16 protein-coding genes are annotated in these 17,893 nt (G+C 37.4%); 8 read left to right on the forward strand and 8 right to left on the reverse strand.

Annotated elements, in window-relative coordinates; translation table 11 throughout:
- Window positions 1-14: 14 nt before the first annotated feature.
- From cdd to metG, 4 genes are all read right to left on the reverse strand, one after another.
- On the reverse strand, window positions 15-899 hold the full coding sequence (gene cdd / locus M983_RS13645) for a cytidine deaminase (RefSeq protein WP_066751975.1): 885 nt from the start codon (window positions 897-899) through the stop codon (window positions 15-17).
- A 270-nt stretch (window positions 900-1,169) separates the two neighbouring features.
- Window positions 1,170-1,865 (reverse strand): CidB/LrgB family autolysis modulator, encoded by a 696-nt coding sequence (locus M983_RS13650; RefSeq protein ID WP_066752065.1) that lies wholly within the window; start codon window positions 1,863-1,865, stop codon window positions 1,170-1,172.
- Window positions 1,865-2,332, reverse strand: coding sequence for a CidA/LrgA family protein (locus M983_RS13655; RefSeq protein WP_066751978.1), 468 nt, complete (start codon window positions 2,330-2,332; stop codon window positions 1,865-1,867). The genes M983_RS13650 and M983_RS13655 overlap by 1 nt, the downstream gene beginning before the upstream one ends.
- Window positions 2,333-2,464: 132 nt before the next feature.
- Entirely contained in the window at window positions 2,465-4,492 is a 2,028-nt protein-coding gene (metG, locus tag M983_RS13660; protein WP_066751989.1) for a methionine--tRNA ligase, read from the reverse strand.
- Window positions 4,493-4,694: 202 nt separating this feature from the next.
- Between metG and apbC the strand changes: the two genes are divergently transcribed.
- From apbC to dcuC, 5 genes are all read left to right on the forward strand, one after another.
- On the forward strand, window positions 4,695-5,807 hold the full coding sequence (apbC, locus tag M983_RS13665; RefSeq protein ID WP_066751993.1) for an iron-sulfur cluster carrier protein ApbC: 1,113 nt from the start codon (window positions 4,695-4,697) through the stop codon (window positions 5,805-5,807).
- A 221-nt stretch (window positions 5,808-6,028) separates the two neighbouring features.
- Window positions 6,029-6,670 carry a uridine kinase gene (gene udk / locus M983_RS13670; RefSeq protein ID WP_066751997.1) on the forward strand — a complete coding sequence of 214 codons (642 nt, stop codon included), beginning with the start codon at window positions 6,029-6,031 and terminating at the stop codon, window positions 6,668-6,670.
- A gap of 68 nt (window positions 6,671-6,738) precedes the next feature.
- A complete protein-coding gene (dcd, locus tag M983_RS13675) occupies window positions 6,739-7,320 on the forward strand; it encodes a dCTP deaminase (protein ID WP_066751999.1) in 582 nt (193 codons plus the stop codon).
- A 51-nt stretch (window positions 7,321-7,371) separates the two neighbouring features.
- Window positions 7,372-9,309: an outer membrane assembly protein AsmA gene (gene asmA, locus M983_RS13680; protein WP_066752002.1), complete on the forward strand. Its 1,938-nt coding sequence runs from the start codon at window positions 7,372-7,374 to the stop codon at window positions 9,307-9,309.
- 264 nt (window positions 9,310-9,573) lie between these two features.
- Window positions 9,574-10,935 (forward strand): anaerobic C4-dicarboxylate transporter DcuC, encoded by a 1,362-nt coding sequence (gene dcuC / locus M983_RS13685; protein ID WP_066752004.1) that lies wholly within the window; start codon window positions 9,574-9,576, stop codon window positions 10,933-10,935.
- 149 nt (window positions 10,936-11,084) lie between these two features.
- Here dcuC and M983_RS13690 read toward each other — a convergent pair whose 3' ends face one another.
- Window positions 11,085-12,665, reverse strand: coding sequence for a TerC family protein (locus M983_RS13690; protein WP_066752006.1), 1,581 nt, complete (start codon window positions 12,663-12,665; stop codon window positions 11,085-11,087).
- A 246-nt stretch (window positions 12,666-12,911) separates the two neighbouring features.
- Here M983_RS13690 and gndA point away from each other — a divergent pair, with 246 nt between their 5' ends.
- The 3 genes from gndA (at window position 12,912) to M983_RS13705 (ending at window position 15,373) form a co-directional block, all read left to right on the forward strand.
- Window positions 12,912-14,318: an NADP-dependent phosphogluconate dehydrogenase gene (gene gndA, locus M983_RS13695; RefSeq protein ID WP_066752009.1), complete on the forward strand. Its 1,407-nt coding sequence runs from the start codon at window positions 12,912-12,914 to the stop codon at window positions 14,316-14,318.
- 243 nt (window positions 14,319-14,561) lie between these two features.
- Window positions 14,562-14,864, forward strand: a complete 303-nt coding sequence (locus M983_RS13700) for a type II toxin-antitoxin system TacA family antitoxin (RefSeq protein WP_066752012.1) — start codon at window positions 14,562-14,564, stop codon at window positions 14,862-14,864.
- Between the two features lie 5 nt (window positions 14,865-14,869).
- Window positions 14,870-15,373, forward strand: coding sequence for a GNAT family N-acetyltransferase (locus M983_RS13705; RefSeq protein WP_066752030.1), 504 nt, complete (start codon window positions 14,870-14,872; stop codon window positions 15,371-15,373).
- 141 nt (window positions 15,374-15,514) lie between these two features.
- On the opposite strand, the gene M983_RS13710 is transcribed toward M983_RS13705, so the two are convergent.
- Genes M983_RS13710 through tssJ form a run of 3 tightly spaced genes read right to left on the reverse strand, consistent with a single transcriptional unit; the run spans window position 15,515 to window position 17,892 of the window.
- Entirely contained in the window at window positions 15,515-16,885 is a 1,371-nt protein-coding gene (locus M983_RS13710; protein WP_066752033.1) for a VasL domain-containing protein, read from the reverse strand.
- A gap of 36 nt (window positions 16,886-16,921) precedes the next feature.
- Entirely contained in the window at window positions 16,922-17,350 is a 429-nt protein-coding gene (tssE, locus tag M983_RS13715) for a type VI secretion system baseplate subunit TssE (protein ID WP_066752036.1), read from the reverse strand.
- The gene (gene tssJ, locus M983_RS13720) at window positions 17,350-17,892 is read right to left on the reverse strand and encodes a type VI secretion system lipoprotein TssJ (protein ID WP_066752039.1); all 543 of its coding nucleotides are present in this window, start codon (window positions 17,890-17,892) and stop codon (window positions 17,350-17,352) included. Before tssJ ends, tssE begins: the two co-directional genes overlap by 1 nt.
- Window position 17,893: the final 1 nt, after the last annotated feature.

The raw sequence follows: 17,893 nt of genomic DNA on the forward strand, positions 1-17,893 counted from the left end.
ATTACGATGACTTTTTAAAGGGTTATTCGCTCTATTTTCTGACAACCTAATGTTCTTAATGTGGCTTGAGTTGCATCCCATTGTGTTAAGGTTGCTGATGATTTTTCGATAAGCACAGCAGATATAATATCCATTACTGATTCTCCAGCCATATTTAATGCAATTAGAACAGCTTGTAATGGTGGCATGCTAGGATTAAATGCCGCATTTTCAGCATAACTTCCTTGAAATTGCTTGCCATTTTTCATTTGGACAGCAATACCACTATGTGATTCGCTATAAGGCGCATGGCTACGATTCATTGCTTGCAGAGCCAGTTTCACCAATTCATCAGGATTATCGACTTGATAGTGATGATCGACTTTATCCATAAGAAGAGTGCTAATATTGAGATCTTTAGGGCCAAAGCTATCAGGTAAATAATCACCTAATGTTGCAGGCTTTCTACCTGGCAAATGAATTTCAATTTGTGTGCCACTATTTAATTCATTCATAAATTGGCGACAATGACCACAAGGCGTGTAATTGACGGTAATTGCAGATAAACGAGATTCGCCTTTTAACCAAGCATGGGTTACAGCACTTTGTTCAGCATGAACGGTTTGTTGCAGTGGTGCGCCTGAAAATTCCATATTGGCACCAAAATAGAGATTACCGCTTTCACCACGAGCTATTGCACCGACATTAAAATGAGAAATAGGGGTAACAGCACAGGCTGCCGCAACAGGTAATAGTGCGAGAGCTAAGGCATCATCATTACATTGTAACTGTGTTTTTATGGCATTGACTTGCTCTACAGTGAACATAGCAGGAAATTCATCCTGCTCAACATAAGGCGCAAGGGCGTGTTGTAATTGAGGGGATAAATCTGGCCAAATGGCTTTAAAACGAGTATGCATACATGAGTCTCCCATTAGTCTTGCTATTTTATAAGATCCTAGTCATCTTTACCTACTGATAAATGTGATTAAAGTCATATTTATCATGAAATTATTGCAACGATTTTATTAATTGAGAGGCTTGTCTCAAAATTTTCAACTTTTTCACGAAAAAAAAATAAAAAATAGAAGAATAAAAATAGGCTACATGTTAGCGAGTTGACTATTTTGGTAGTCACTCACCCATTATTTATATGATTCACTTTATAAATAATGGGTGATAGAAATTGATTAAGCAAAAAGATGAAGAATAAAAGGGAAGATAAAAGGTGCGGTTAATGAAGTAATTATACCGCATGTCATTAATGCTAAAGAGCTATAAGCCCCTTCAATATAGTCAATTTCAGCCGCCCTTGCTGTACCTACAGCATGAGAAACGGTTCCCATAGCTAAGCCACGTGATGCGTGTGTAGGAATTCGTAAAAGCTTAAATAAGGTATGACCAAAAATAGCACCTAAGATACCTACAGCAATAACACAAGCCGCACTGACAGCGGGAATCCCACCAATAGATTCAGCAACTGCCATTGCAATTGGCGTTGTGACTGATTTTGGAAGAATAGATGCTGCTATTTCAGGTGTAGCACCTGCCCATAATGCAATAGCAGTACCACTGACCATGGCAGCAACACTACCAATAAAGCAGATACTTATAAGTGATTTCCACTGTGCACGAATTTGATGAAGTTGTTGATATAGAGGAATCGCTAAGGCAACAACGGCAGGCTGTAATAAATCATTTAATATACGGCTACCAGCAAAATAGTCGTCATAAGAGGTATGTGTTAATAAAAGGATAGGAATAATAACGACAATACCCATTAATAGCGGATTTAAAATAGGAATTTTATATCGTGCTGCGAGTTTACGCGCCAAGTAAAAGATAATAATGGTCAATGGTAATGACCACCAAATATTCATTAGCATTAACATTTTTTATTCTCACTTATTGTCTTATTTTCTTCTTGAGGATCTGTAGTGACAATATCGTCCACGATATCAGGCTGTGCACCAATAATCACACGTTCACGGTGAATAAAGTGTGAGCAATAAGCAACCAACGCCATTACAGCAAAGGTGCTGACAACGCATGCTAATACAATAGGGAAAAGTTGTTGGCTTAATAATCCATAATAGTTCATTACACCGACACCAATCGGAATAAAGAGTAATGACATATTTTTTAGCAATATATTTGCGCCAGGTTTAACCCAACGTAAAGGGATAAGCTGAAAAGCAAGTAAACCGAAAAGAATAAGTAAGCCGACAATACTACCTGGTACTGAAAAAGGGAGAAGGGCAGAAATAAGATTACCGGCAAAAAGGCAGAGATATAACACGACAAAAGATCGTAAATAGTGCCAAAGAGTAATCCGCACCCGTTTTAGTTTCATAAATTAAGTGTCCTAAATGAAGTGACGTGTTAATCATACACCAATTTTAAAAGTGTGCTATTGGTCACAATAAAAAAAGAGCGGGTCTTTTAGCAAAACCCGCTCAATTCTTTTTAGATAAATAACTTTTGGTTATTTAACTTGCTGACCTGGCTTCGCACCACTGTCTGGGCTGAGTAAGAAAATATCTTCTCCACCAGATCCTGCTGCCATAACCATACCTTCTGACATACCAAAGCGCATTTTACGAGGTGCTAGATTTGCCACCATCACAGTTAAGCGACCTTCTAATACTTTAGGTGAAGGGTAAGCACTGCGAATGCCAGAAAAGACTTGTCGAGTTTCGCCACCTAAATCGAGTATTAATCTTAGCAGTTTATCTGAGCCCTCAACAAAATCGGCTTGCTTAATTTCAGCAATTCGCATATCAATTTTTGCGAAATCATCAAACTTGATAGTGTCTTGAATTGGGAAATCTGCTAATGGTCCTGTCACTTGGGTTACAGGCGCGATAGTGCTTTTAGACGCTTCAACCATTGCATCAGCTTTATCCATATCAATACGATTAAATAATGCTTTAAATTGAGTGATCTCACAGCCTAATAATGGTTTAGATAAACCATCCCAGGTTAATTCAGTTTGTAAGAACGCTTCAGAACGCTCTGTTAATGAAGGCAGAATAGGTTTTAGATAAGTCATTAACACACGGAATAAGTTAATACCCATGGTGCAGATAGCTTGTAATTGAGCATCTTGACCTTCTTGTTTGGCAACAACCCACGGCGCTTTTTCGTCAATATAACGGTTAGCTTCATCGGCTAATGCCATAATTTCACGAATCGCTTTACCAAATTCACGGCTTTCAAAAGCATGAGAAATATTTTCTTTCATATCAACAAAGTGCTGATACAGTTTTGGGTCGTCTAACGTTTGCGCTAATTTTCCATCAAAACGTTTATTGATAAAACCCGCAGTACGTGATGCAAGATTAACCACTTTATTGACGATATCACTATTAACGCGTTGAACAAAATCTTCAAGATTTAAATCGATATCATCAATACGAGAAGAGAGTTTTGCAGCATAGTAATAACGTAAGCAATCAGCATCAAAATGATCAAGATAAGCACGTGCTGTAATAAAAGTACCCCGTGATTTTGACATTTTCGCGCCATTAACCGTGATATAACCATGAACAAAAAGATTGGTTGGTTTACGGTATTCACTACCTTCTAACATGGCAGGCCAGAATAAGCTGTGGAAATAGACGATATCTTTACCGATAAAGTGATAAAGATCTGTTTTGCTGTCTTTATTCCAATATTCATCAAAGTTTAGATCACCCCGTTTTTCACATAGATTCATAAATGAGCCCATGTAGCCAATTGGTGCATCAAGCCACACATAAAAGTATTTACCTGGTGCATCTGGGATTTCAAAGCCAAAATAAGGCGCATCACGCGTGATATCCCATTGGTGTAAACCACTGTCAAACCACTCTTGCATCTTATTAGCGACTTGTTCTTGTAATGCGCCAGAGCGTATCCAAGCTTGTAACATATCGCTAAATGCCGGTAAATCAAAGAAGTAGTGTTCTGTTTCACGCATAACTGGCGTTGAACCAGAAACGACAGAGCGAGGCTCAATCAGCTCTGTAGGGCTATAGGTTGATCCACAAACTTCACAGTTATCACCATATTGATCTGGTGCTTTACATTTAGGACAAGTACCTTTCACAAAACGGTCAGGAAGAAACATACCTTTTTCTTCATCATAAAGCTGAGAAATGGTTTTACTTTTAATATGACCGTTCTTTTTGAGGGCTAAATAAATCTTTTCTGATAACTGTTTGTTCTCTTCACTGTGTGTTGAGTGATAGTTATCATAACTAATATTAAAGCCAGCAAAATCCTGTTGATGCTCTTTGCTCATTTCTTCAATCATTGCTTCTGGGCTAATTCCCAATTGCTGAGCTTTCAGCATAATAGGGGTACCATGGGCATCATCAGCGCAGATAAAATGAACCTCTTTGCCGCGCATTCGGTGATAACGGACCCAGATATCAGCCTGAATGTGCTCAAGCATATGACCAAGATGAATTGAACCGTTAGCATATGGTAACGCACAGGTTACCAGTAATTTATTCGCGACGTGAGACATAGTAAGGATCTTACTTCCATAAATTAATAAAAGGGACTTTGATGTTAACCTATCCGTCTTGATGTCGCTAGGGTAATCAACGAGTTTTTGCAAGAGAAATATTCGTTGGCAAATTGAGACAAGGCATTATCGAAGCCATTGACTATCTGGTATAATGAAAAGACTCACTATTTAATAAATAAAGAAAACGAGAGGAGCCGGGATGAGTGATAAATCCCCCGAGCAGACCACCCCTGAGATTCTGAAAGAAAAAATTTCAGGCGTCTTGTCTACTTTTGAACACCCGACATTGAAACGTAATCTGATATCACTAAAAGCATTACATCAGTGCACAATGATTGACGATGTTCTTCATATTGAACTAGTCATGCCTTTTGTTTGGAAAAAACCTTTCCAAATGCTTATAGAAGAAAAAACGGCTGAGCTAAGAAATATTACAGGTGCTAGTGCCATTGAATGGAAACTAAAGCATAATATTTCAACACTACGCAGAGCAAATGATCTTCCTGGTATTAATGGTGTCCGTAATATTCTTGCTGTGAGCTCAGGTAAAGGCGGTGTGGGTAAATCAAGCACAGCAGTTAACCTTGCATTAGCACTTGCTCAAGAAGGTGCTAAAGTAGGTATTCTTGATGCTGATATTTACGGTCCTTCAATTCCCAATATGCTTGGCACAACGATGGAACGTCCAACATCCCCTGATGGACAACACATGGCGCCAATTATGGCTTATGGGTTAGCGACTAACTCTATTGGGTATTTAGTGACTGACGATAACGCAATGGTATGGCGTGGTCCTATGGCGAGCAAGGCACTTATGCAGATGCTCCAAGATACCTTATGGCCTGATTTAGATTACCTTGTTATCGATATGCCACCAGGAACGGGGGATATTCAACTGACGTTATCACAAAATATTCCAGTGACTGCTGCTGTTGTTATCACCACACCACAAGATATTGCGCTGGTGGATGCGATGAAAGGGATTGTCATGTTTAAAAAAGTCAATGTACCTGTATTAGGTATCATTGAAAACATGAGCGCGCATATTTGTAGCAATTGTGGTCATATCGAGCCTATTTTTGGCACAGGTGGTGCGGCTAAACTGGCTGAAAAATACCATTGCCAATTATTAGGTCAAATTCCACTGCATATCTCTTTACGCGAAGATTTAGACCGTGGTCAACCAACGGTAATGCGTGATCCTGAAGGCGAATTTGCAGATATTTATCGCGAAATAGCCTCAACGGTTTCTGCACAAATGTATTGGGATGGTGATGCCATTCCTACCGAAATTTCATTTCGCGCAGTATAATCAAAATATAAGACTTTGAATTTATAGTTTATTTGAATGGAAAGTATCTTACTTTCCATTTTTTTTATCTTTCATTTATGGCTATTTTTAACAAAAATCACAGTGATTTCTGGTTTTGCGCTGGAACCTGAGCGATTTCAAAACTATAATCTGGCGCAAGCGTAATATTTACAGAATATTACGTTATTCCCCTTTTTTATTTTAAACCAGGTTTTCTTATTATGGCTGACACAGCACATCAGTGCACAATTGTAGGTATCGCTGGAGCCTCTGCTTCAGGTAAAAGTCTTATTGCCAGTACCCTTTACCGTGAATTAAGAGCTCAAGTAGGTGATCATAATATCGGTGTGATACCAGAAGATTGCTATTATCGTGACCAGAGTGATTTAACGATGGAAGAGCGATATAAGGTCAATTATGACCATCCTAATTCAATGGATCACGCTCTTTTATACCAGCATTTGTGCGAGCTTAAAGCAGGAAATGCCATTGAACTTCCCCAATATGACTACGTTGCACACACCCGTAAAGCACAATCCATTCCATTTAGACCAAAAAAAGTTATTATAATTGAAGGTATTTTGTTGCTTACCGATAAGCGTTTACGCGAAGAAATGGATTTTTCCATTTTTGTTGATACGCCATTAGATATTTGCTTAATGCGCCGAATTAAACGTGATGTGAATGATCGTGGACGTAGTTTAGATTCTGTTATTGAACAATATAATAAAACAGTTCGTCCTATGTTCTTTCAGTTTATTGAACCTTCAAAACAATATGCCGATATTATTGTTCCTAGAGGTGGAAAAAACCGTGTTGCGATTGATATTCTAAAAGCGAAAATCGGACAATTTTGCGAATAATTATGTTCATTTGTGGGCAGCTTTCATGCATGATGAACCTGCCTATTTAACTTAAAGAAGGATATAAAATGCGATTATGCGACCGTGATATTATTCAGTGGCTAGATCAAGGGAAATTAGTCATTGAACCCCGCCCGCCTGTCGAGCGAATTAACGGCGCAACAGCAGATGTTCGCTTAGGTAACCAATTTCGTGTTTTCCAAGGACATACCGCGCCTTATATTGATCTTAGTGGACCTAAAGCAGAAGTTAATGCGGCACTAGAGCGAGTAATGAGTGATGAAATTGTTTTACCAGAAGGTGAAGCATTCTATTTACATCCAGGAGAGCTTGCATTAGCAGTCACGCTTGAGTCTGTCACATTACCTGATAATGTGGTTGGCTGGTTAGATGGTCGTTCTTCGCTAGCAAGATTAGGCCTAATGGTACATGTTACTGCACACCGAATTGATCCAGGTTGGCATGGTCAAATCGTACTGGAGTTTTTCAACTCAGGTAAACTGCCATTAGCATTAAGACCGGGTATGGTGATTGGCGCTCTTAGCTTTGAACCTATGTCGGGTCCTGCTGATAGGCCTTATAATCGTCGCCAAGATGCGAAATATAAAAATCAACATGGTGCAGTAGGTAGTCGGATTAGTGAAGACTAATTGTCTTTATTTATCATCGTTATTATCAGATTTCACTAAGCGGGTAATTATATGAAAAGGTTTTTGACAACACTGGCTATTTTGCTTGTGGTTATTTCGGCAGGCTTAACGACGTTAGTTTTACTCATTAACCCTAATGATTTTCGTGGATATCTGATAGAACGGGTTGAAAAGCAAAGTGGTTATAAACTGACGTTACAAGATGATATGCGTTGGCATGTATGGCCAAAATTGAGCATTATCAGTGGTAAAATGTCATTAACTGCACCAGGTGCTGAAAAGCCACTCATTGCAGCTGATAATATGCGATTAGATGTTGAACTTTGGCCACTTCTTTCTCATCAACTAGAAGTGAAAGAAGTCATGCTTAAAGGCGCAGTTGTATTACAAACACCAGAAAGCCAACCCGTTTCTAAAACCACGTCTTCTTCTGCTAAAGATGTATCACGCCCTGTAATAGAGCCTAAAACAAATCGTTGGCAACTTAATATTGCAAAAGTGAATATTTCTGACAGTTTAGTTATCTGGCAAATGAATGATGGTGAGCAATTAAATTTCAGAGATATTAATTTGTCACTGAAAACCGATGAAAAACAACAAATCAAGTTAGATTTAAATACCAAGTTAAGTCGTGATCGTCGTGAATTTGCGATTAATTTATCAGCAAATGCTGATATGAGTACTTATCCTTATCAAGTTAACGGCAATATTACTCAGTTTGATTATGCATTGTCTGGCGTAGGGATCCCTGAAAAGGGTATTCAAGGTAGCTTATCTTCTGATTTTAAATATAAAAATGATGTAGCTACTACACTTGTGTTAAATAATGTCAATATCACGGCAAATGATAGCCAGCTACAAGGCGATATTAACGCAGTGTTTGCTGATAAGAATCGCTATGATATTAAATTGCAAGGTGAGCAACTCGATCTCAATACATTGTTACCCGAACTCGCTAAAGAGAAATCAGCACAAACAGCAGTATTAGTACCTGCTATAAATAAACAACAAAATGTATTGTCATCTATATTATTAGGCTCTGCTTATGCGGCTCCTGCACCTAATGCCACTATTATGACTCGCCCTGTTATTAGCGCTATTGCACAAGAGCATAAAGATTATGATTTAACTGCATTAGGGAGTGTTGAGTTTAATATCGCGTTAGCTATTAATAAACTTATCTATAAAGAATTAGAAATAAATGATTTTAAATTAGTGGCTGAAAACAAGCCGAAATCATTAAATATTGATACGCTAACAGGAAAAATTCTTAACGGTGATTTCTCTTTACCTACCGTGATTTCCACTAGCATTGTACCTGCGCATATTAGTATGGGGATTACAATGAATAATCTTCCTTTACAACCGCTATTACGCGTGTTCTCTCAACCTGAGAATTTTAGTGGGTTTATCTCTGCTAAAGGGCATTTAGAAGGTGATGGCTATCAACGTCAAGCGTTCTTTACAAATTGGCAAGGAACCCTTGATACTTCATTGAAACAATTCACTATGCAAGGGCTGAATATTCCCCAAGTTATCCAACAATCTATTGCTCAAGCAACAGATAAAGTTATTGATCCTGAAGAAATTTCTAGTTATACCCAAGCTGAAAGCGTAGTTGCTCAATTCAAACTTGCGCCTAAAGGATTAGTGACGATAAATGGGCTTAATGCTAAAGCAGATAATTATAATATTAAAGGACAAGGCAAACTGAACCTTGAGCATCATAACCTTGATATGATGTTACTAGTCAACATTAAAAAAGGGTGGGGTAAAGAGAATGAATTTACTCGCCAGTTAGCAAAAATCGAACTTCCATTAAGACTTTATGGAAATTGGAGTGCTATTCAATACGAATTTAATGTTGATAAATTACTCAGAGATAAGCTTCAACAAAAAGCGAAACAAGCCATAGATGACTGGTTAAGCAAGCAAGATGACGACGCACCAGAAGCTAAAGTGCTAAATAAGTTACTCGATAAGCTTTAAAACATTATTCCATTCATTATCAATGAAAGCACACCCTATATTGCGGTGTGCTTTTTTTGTTAATAACGTCCATTTATTTATTGCCAGTCTAAAAAATAAGCATTCATACTGATATATCATAAAAAAATAGTCATTTTTTTTGATATATGTCATACACTGCAACGTTGCCTTTGGGCAGAGTGTGTTAACCGCACTAAACGCAAAAATGATGATAAAAATAATAGACTTCATTTCATCAATAACTATTGAAGACAGGAAAAGTAAATGATTGAAATTCTTATCGGCGTCCTTGTAGCTGTGGGCGTTGGGCGTTATATCGTTAAAGGCTATTCACCAACGGGCGTTTTAATGACGGGTGGTCTGTTATTGCTGATCATCAGTGTCATTATGCAAAAACCTGTATTACCACCAAGTGTGACATCTACAGGGTATGGATTAATTGATATTGTAGAGTACGTGAAAAATCTACTAATGAGCCGTGGTGGCGATTTAGGCATGATGATCATGGTACTTTGTGGCTTTGCTGCTTATATGACACATATCGGTGCTAATGATGTTGTCGTAAAATTGGCATCACGCCCTCTAAAAATGATCAACTCACCTTATTTATTGATGGTTGCAGCTTATATTGTGGCATGCTTGATGTCTCTTGCGGTTTCTTCTGCAACAGGTCTAGGTGTGTTGCTGATGGCGACATTATTTCCTGTCATGGTCAATATGGGTATTAGCCGTGGTGCAGCGGCTGCTATTTGTGCTTCTCCTGCTTCGATTATTCTAGCACCGACTTCTGGCGATGTTATCTTAGCGGCACAAGCATCTGAAATGCCACTGATTGATTTTGCTTTTAAAACAACGCTACCGATTTCAATCGCTGCCATTATTGGTATGTGCATTGCGCACTTTTTCTGGCAACGTTATCTCGATCGTAAAGAGCATATCGAAACAGAAATGCTGGATGTGAATGAGATAAAAACGCATGCACCAAGTTTCTACGCTATTTTGCCATTTACACCAATTATTGGTGTGCTCGTTTTTGATGGTAAATGGTTACCAGAGCTACATATTGTTGCAATTATTATCATCTGTATGATTTTATCTGCATTAATTGAATTCATTCGTAGTTTCAATGCAAAAAGTGTTTATGAAGGTCTAGAGGTCGCTTATCGCGGTATGGCTGATGCATTTGCGCAAGTTGTTATGCTGTTAGTTGCAGCCGGTGTTTTTGCTCAAGGCTTAACAACGGTTGGTTTTATCAATGCGCTTATCGATGGCGCACAATCGCTAGGTTCAGGCGCGATAGTGATGATGATAGCATTAGTATTAATTACGATGTTAGCAGCAATGACAACAGGCTCAGGTAATGCACCATTCTATGCGTTTGTGGAATTAATCCCTCGTTTAGCGAGCAATATGGGTGTTAATCCTGCGTATCTAACTATACCAATGTTACAAGCTTCAAACCTAGGTCGTACATTATCACCGGTTTCTGGTGTCGTTGTTGCCGTTTCAGGTATGGCAAAAATATCTCCTTTTGAAGTGGTAAAACGGGTTTCTGTACCTGTACTTGTAGGATTAGTTATTGTGATTGTAGCAACTGAAATTTTAGTACCTACAACATTAGGTTAATCATTAAAAACACGGTTAACTCAGTACACTAAAAATAAACGCGCTTTCAATAAAAGAAGCGCGTTTTTTATTATGTATTTAGAACAAAAAAATATCCGCCATAATAGGCGGATATTGATGAGTATCATGCAGAAGTAGATATCGCTAAATTAAGCTTCGTCTACATTTTCTTCGTCATTTTCGATAATGGGTTCAACAATACGGACTTTATTAATACGGTGATTATTAACATCTAATGGCTCAAATTCGATACCATCAATCATAATTTTTTCACCAACAGTAGGAACGCGTTGTAAGTGTTCCATTAATAAGCCTGCTAATGTTTCATATTCACGCTTGTCATCCAACTTCATCGGTATATAAAGAATTAAGTCTTCAAGCGGTGTGAATCCATTGACAGTCCAAGAACCATCTTCATTTTGAACAATATCGTGTCGGGAATCGTTTTCTTGAGAACTAACCGGTAGATTACCTGCAATAGTTTCCATTACGTCAGTCAGTGTGACAATACCCTCAACCGAACCAAATTCATCAACAACAAATGCAAAGTGAGTATGCGCACTACGGAACTGTTCTAGCGCATGTAAAAGTGATAAACCTTCAGGGAATATTAACGGTTGTGCAATCAGTAAACGTAAATTTAAAGGTTCATTACGTAATTGCTGATTTAATAACTGAATAATATTAACAACACCTACAGGCTCATCGTTATGTTCACCATCAGTAATCACTAAGCGTGAATGAGGATCTTTTTCTAACAACTCACGAAGTTCATCTTTGCTTGAATTGATATCGACATACTCAACATCATGACGTGAAGTCATAATACTATTCACGTTTCGTTGGCTAAGACCTAATACACGAACAATCATTTGACGTTCTTGAGGATCAAACACTTCCTCTTTAGAAACTAAATCAGAGGTATGAGCATCTAATTCTGATGATTCAGGCTTACCGCTAATAATACGCAAAACAGCCTCAGCAGTACGTTCACGCATAGAGCGTGATGCAGTGAGGAAACGACGACGGTTAAACATAGCAAGCTGATTAAGTGACTCAATCATGATTGAGAAACCAATCGCAGCATAGAGATAACCTTTAGGAATAGCGTAGCCAAATCCTTCAGCAACAAGGCTGAAACCAATCATTAGCAAGAAGCTTAAGCATAAGATAACGATGGTTGGATGATTATTAACAAAAGAGGTCAATGGCTTACTTGCGATAATCATTAAGATCATTGCAATAGTGACAGCAGCCACCATGATACCAAGATGATCCACCATACCTACAGCAGTTATCACGGAATCAAGAGAAAAGACGGCATCTAGCACGATAATTTGTGCAACAACAGACCAAAAACTGGTTGTTTTACGTTGCTTTCCTTCATCATGATCTTTACCTTCTAGCCGTTCATTAAGCTCCATTGTCGCTTTAAACAGCAAGAATATCCCTCCGACAAGCATAATAAGATCTCTTGCACTGAAAGGATGATCAAACAGTGTAATGAGAGGCTGGGTCAGAGTTATCAACCATGAAAGGCTAAACAACAAGACTATACGCATAACAAGGGCACACGATAAGCCTGTTAAACGCGCTTTATCTCGAAGTTTTGCTGGAAGTTTATCTGCCAGAATGGCAATGAATACAAGGTTATCAATACCAAGTACGATTTCAAGAACAATAAGGGTGGCCAGTCCAGCCCATATCGTCGGATCTACGATCCATTCCATACAGTTTTTGTTACCTTCTATGTTAATACGGCACATGCCGATTTGGGAATAATGAGCAATTTGGAAAAAATTATCAATAAATTATTACAAATAGAAGGTTAATAATTCAGTTTTATTTATAAAGAGGGCGATATCGATTGCATCAATAACTACCACCTAAAGGGAGAGTGCGTTACTATGTGATGAGGTTAACAAATTGTCAGTGATTTATCATTGGCAGGTTTATTTACAGACGGGAGTTATTTCATGTCAAAACAGCAAATCGGCGTGGTTGGTATGGCAGTTATGGGACGTAACCTTGCGCTAAATATTGAAAGCCGTGGTTATACAGTCTCTATCTACAACCGCTCAAGCGATAAAACCAATGAAGTTATCGCTGAAAACCCAGGTAAAAAACTAGTTGCGAATTACACTATTGAAGAATTTGTTGATTCACTAGAAAAACCGCGTCGTATCTTGTTAATGGTGAAAGCTGGCGAAGCAACGGATAAGACTATTGCTGCATTAACCCCTCATTTAGATAAAGGTGATATCCTTATTGATGGCGGGAATACTTTCTTTAAAGATACTATTCGCCGTAATCGTGAATTATCAGAGCAAGGTTTTAACTTTATTGGTACTGGCGTTTCAGGTGGTGAAGAGGGCGCATTAAAAGGGCCTTCTATTATGCCTGGTGGTCAAAAAGAAGCTTACGAGCTAGTAGCGCCTATTCTTGAAAAAATTGCTGCTGTTGCTGAAGGCGAGCCTTGTGTGACCTATATTGGTGCTGATGGTGCGGGTCATTATGTGAAAATGGTACATAACGGTATCGAATATGGTGATATGCAACTGATTGCAGAAGCTTACTCTGTATTAAAACACTCACTAGGTTTATCTAATGAAGAACTCGCAGATACCTTTACTGAGTGGAATAAAGGGGAACTGAGTAGCTACCTTATTGAGATAACTGCTGATATTTTCCGTAAAAAAGATGAAGATGGTAAATATTTAGTTGATGTTATTCTTGATGAAGCTGCAAATAAAGGTACAGGTAAATGGACTAGCCAAAGTTCATTAGACTTAGGCGTTCCTGTAACACTGATTACTGAATCTGTATTTGCACGTTATATTTCTTCATTAAAAGACCAACGTGTTGCAGCCTCTAACGTTTTATCAGGCCCTAAACCAAAAGCATTTACTGGTGATAAAAAAGCCTTTATCGAAAATGTTCGCCGTGCACTGTATTTAGGTAAAATTGTTTCTTATGCTCAAGGTTTCCAACAATTAAAAGCTGCATCAGACGAATATAATTGGGATTTAAACTACGGTGAAATTGCGAAGATTTTCCGTGCAGGTTGTATTATCCGCGCTCAATTCCTACAAAAAATCACAGATGCTTATAATGAAGATGCGAAAATTGCCAACTTATTATTAGCGCCTTACTTTAAAAATATTGCAGATGAATACCAACAAGCTCTTCGTGATGTTGTTTGCTATGGTGTACAAGCAGGCATTCCAACACCAACATTCTCTGCTGCTATTTCTTATTACGATAGCTATCGTGCTGAAGTATTACCCGCTAATTTAATTCAAGCACAGCGTGATTACTTTGGTGCTCATACTTATAAACGTACCGATAAAGAAGGCATTTTTCATACAGAATGGATGGAATAATTCTTTAATAAGATAAACGGTATACAAAATAAAAGGCGCTATTAATGAGTGCCTTTTTTAGTTTTTATCTCTATTTATATTTCTTTTATTTATAAAAATTCAACATTTTTAATCTGTAAATATCAATGTCCTGTAAATGGAAATGAAAAGGCTAGTTAAGTTTTTAAATGATATGTGATGTAATGACAATGACATTACTTTCTTGTATTCTTGTAGAATAAATAGTCAATTTGAGGGGTAATTATGCCAACTAGAAATAATACGCTGGCTAAAGATGAATCTGTAACTCGTTCATCACTTAATCTACGAATTAAGCCGGAAGATAAAGCCTTAATAGATAGAGCCGCAAATGCGGTAGGAAAAAATCGTACAGAATTCATTTTGGATGCATCTCGAAGAGCTGCCGAAGAAACTTTAGCTGATTTACGCGTTATTAATGTCAGCTCCGAAATTTATCAAAAGTTTATCACTCAGCTTGATGCCACTCCTGTCAGTAATGAAGCATTAAGAAAAACGATGCTCTCTAAATCCCCTTGGGAGAAATAATCTTGATGCTGACAATCCCTGAACCACTGAAATCAACTCATCAATTGGATATGTTTTCCTCAGGTGAAGTATCTTTAGATCTTTGGTTAAAAAACAGGGCGATGAATAATCAAAAAACAGGTGCTTCACGTACTTTTGTAACCACTTCAGATAATCAGGTGATGGGGTATTATGCATTGTCTACCGGAATGATAACGGCTAATCAAGTTGTTGGTAGATTTCGTCGCAATATGCCTATAGATATTCCAATCGTGCTACTAGCTAGATTAGCAGTAGATACAAGAGCTAAAGGTTTGGGAATAGGAAGGGGACTTGTCAAAGATGCAGGATGCCGTGTTGTACAAGCCTTTGGAATAGTAGGTATCAGAGGAATGATTGTTCATGCCATATCAGATGATGCGAAACAATTTTATGAGCATATTGGATTTGTTGCTTCACCACTTGATCCTATGATGTTAATGATCACACTTGCTGATTTACAGTTTGCTATGGGTATTCATTCTAATTAAATGTGAATTCACATTCTATTTTTAATAACTTACCAAGTTCTTACATAATAAAAAAAGCCCTAATAATCAGTTTGTTAATTATTAGAGCAGTCTATTTTTTATATTAAGTCTTAAAATAATAATAAATAGATAAAGATAAAATTATTTTAAATCCCCTTTTCTTAAAAGGGCATATCGATTAAGGAGTTGCTTAAAGTGGTTATCAATTCTCTGATATTCGGAGTCCGCAACATTACCTTCAGATTGTAATATCTCTAAACGCCGTAACTCTTCTTCAAGAGGTAAACCCTGATTAAAATGTTGTCTTGCATTGAACATTATCGTTTTTAATTCAGAGCCTGTAATATAACTACGAGGTTTACCATCTAAATTATCTAAACGAACACTCAAATTATTAAGTTGAGCCATACCTTCAGACCATTGATTTAACTTCTCAGTAGAAATAGCATTAATTTGAATATCTTGTTTCCATTTTTGGTTAAAAGCGCTTATTTCTTGATTATCAGGGTATGACTTATTGAGATAACCAAGTAAATCAAGGCCATACTCTTGTGGCCAAATAGGTGATATAGATTCTAAATACTGCAAATAACTATTAATCTCGGTTAATTTCTCACTTGATAACTCTCGTGTGTTTTTATCTTTAGTTTCTATATTTTGTGTTAACAATAGTGCTGTCTTATCACTAAATTGTGGAATATCAGGTAAAACTTGTGCCATTTCGCTTTCTAAATTGGGATGTATTACCGTGTAATAAAAAGCTGTACTAGCGCCACCAGCGATAATTAAACCTACAATTAATCCTAAACCTATTCCTTGTCCAAAAGAGCGTGTTTTCTTTTTATGTTTATTTTCTTGATGAGGGGTTAGTGTTGCATTTGTTTTTATTGAGACAGAGTTCTTATAGCTATTATTGCTATGAGAAGGTGCAGTTTTTGGTATATGCAAAGGTTGCAGTGGTGTTGATGGAACATATCCGTAATCAGGAGAATCTGCATTTTCTAACTGTCTTGCATAGGTCGTCAGTAAATCTTGCAAACGTTCAAATTGGCTTAAATGCTTTAATTCTAATGTTTGTAATTGCTGGCCTATTTTATTTAATGTCGCTTCAGCTTGATAAAGTGCAGATAAATCACTGTAAACAGGTGTGCTTGAACGTAATCCTGCTATAAGTTGTTGGCTTAAGCTTGATAATATTTCTATTCTAGCATGTGTTTGTTGAGGCCAAATATTTTGCCAATATTGACTGAGTAATGCTTGTAATAGCGTTAAACCTTCATTTAAACCATTAAAGCCTAATTGATGCTGTCGTATAACGGCAAACCACGCAGCTGTTTGTAAGTCAGCGCCATTTTGATTAAAGAGAGAGAGGCATAAGCCATGTGCTCTAGCCCAATCTATATCAGGGCGAGCAGGGTGAAATCGTTTATCTAATTCTGACTTTAATGCAGAAAAATCACTGAATGAACGTGGGTCATTACCAAGACGTAAAGTGTTTAAATCAACATTCATAATTATCTCAAAGGTGAAGTTAGCTAAAAAGTATCATTAAGAGAGATCGAAACGTTTTTTTAAATGATGAAGTAAGATACGACCATCTGGAATAAATTCGGTACCATAACGAATAAGCCCTTTTTCATGAAGCTTTACATTGAGTGAGTATCGTAAATGACCAAATTGATCTTGTGGCAATAATTCTAATGATAGCGATTCTATGCGAGGTTCATATTTTAGTAGCGTATTAGATAAGACATTCATCATATTATGGGCTGTTCCTGGTAACCCTTGAATAAGTTTGCTCATATCAGGTAAACCATAATCAGGTAAGTGATGAATACTGCCTGCTCTCGCATTTAAAATTCGACTAATATTATCCATTACCGACAAAATTAATTGTTCTTCTTCACTGATATTCTCAATAGGAAGGCCACCCGAAAAATAACCTGTTAGCATTTCATAAAGAGAAGGTTGGCTCATTATTTTTCTCCTTTTAAAGGAGTCAGCTGAATAGAGCGCTCAGAAAGAATAAGCTGACGAGGTTCATCAGGTAATAAATCTTTTTTCTCAAGCACAATACGCCAATCATTATTTGTTAAATCAGGATCATTAAACATGACCGCGATTGCAACAAACTCAGCGCTTTCTTCCATTGGCATATCAAAAGAGATTGATTCGCCAGGGCGAATACGCAAATCTTTCTGTGCAACTAAGGAGGATTTAAGAATTTGGCTATCTTTATCAAATAACGAACTGTAATCGCTACTATTAAAACTATCTGCATTATTTAACTGATAGACACGAACAATAGTTGATAATGGATTGCCATTATCATTGGCATTGAGAGCCTCTCTTGCGACAAAATCTAAATGCACTACTTTTATTTGTTTATAAAAAATAGATTTAGCGATATCGCGAGTACCATCACTAATAGATTGCGTTAATCCGCAGGCAGTTATGCTGAATGTAATGGTTAATAATAATATTATGCGAGTAAAACTAAATAAAGAGCCTTTTCTCATA

Source organism: Proteus myxofaciens ATCC 19692, from assembly GCF_001654855.1.
Classification (GTDB): Bacteria; Pseudomonadota; Gammaproteobacteria; order Enterobacterales; family Enterobacteriaceae; genus Proteus; species Proteus myxofaciens.

Excerpts from the sequence above, each read along its gene's own strand:
- dcd (WP_066751999.1), top strand. The coding sequence starts at position 6,739 with ATGCGATTATGCGACCGTGATATTATTCAGTGGCTAGATCAAGGGAAA.
- M983_RS13700 (WP_066752012.1), top strand. The coding sequence starts at position 14,562 with ATGCCAACTAGAAATAATACGCTGGCTAAAGATGAATCTGTAACTCGT.
- M983_RS13710 (WP_066752033.1), bottom strand. The coding sequence starts at position 16,885 with ATGAATGTTGATTTAAACACTTTACGTCTTGGTAATGACCCACGTTCA.
- apbC (WP_066751993.1), top strand. The coding sequence starts at position 4,695 with ATGAGTGATAAATCCCCCGAGCAGACCACCCCTGAGATTCTGAAAGAA.
- M983_RS13690 (WP_066752006.1), bottom strand. The coding sequence starts at position 12,665 with ATGGAATGGATCGTAGATCCGACGATATGGGCTGGACTGGCCACCCTT.
- M983_RS13705 (WP_066752030.1), top strand. The coding sequence starts at position 14,870 with ATGCTGACAATCCCTGAACCACTGAAATCAACTCATCAATTGGATATG.
- M983_RS13650 (WP_066752065.1), bottom strand. The coding sequence starts at position 1,865 with ATGCTAATGAATATTTGGTGGTCATTACCATTGACCATTATTATCTTT.
- M983_RS13655 (WP_066751978.1), bottom strand. The coding sequence starts at position 2,332 with ATGAAACTAAAACGGGTGCGGATTACTCTTTGGCACTATTTACGATCT.
- asmA (WP_066752002.1), top strand. The coding sequence starts at position 7,372 with ATGAAAAGGTTTTTGACAACACTGGCTATTTTGCTTGTGGTTATTTCG.
- metG (WP_066751989.1), bottom strand. The coding sequence starts at position 4,492 with ATGTCTCACGTCGCGAATAAATTACTGGTAACCTGTGCGTTACCATAT.
- dcuC (WP_066752004.1), top strand. The coding sequence starts at position 9,574 with ATGATTGAAATTCTTATCGGCGTCCTTGTAGCTGTGGGCGTTGGGCGT.
- tssJ (WP_066752039.1), bottom strand. The coding sequence starts at position 17,892 with ATGAGAAAAGGCTCTTTATTTAGTTTTACTCGCATAATATTATTATTA.
- gndA (WP_066752009.1), top strand. The coding sequence starts at position 12,912 with ATGTCAAAACAGCAAATCGGCGTGGTTGGTATGGCAGTTATGGGACGT.
- tssE (WP_066752036.1), bottom strand. The coding sequence starts at position 17,350 with ATGAGCCAACCTTCTCTTTATGAAATGCTAACAGGTTATTTTTCGGGT.
- cdd (WP_066751975.1), bottom strand. The coding sequence starts at position 899 with ATGCATACTCGTTTTAAAGCCATTTGGCCAGATTTATCCCCTCAATTA.
- udk (WP_066751997.1), top strand. The coding sequence starts at position 6,029 with ATGGCTGACACAGCACATCAGTGCACAATTGTAGGTATCGCTGGAGCC.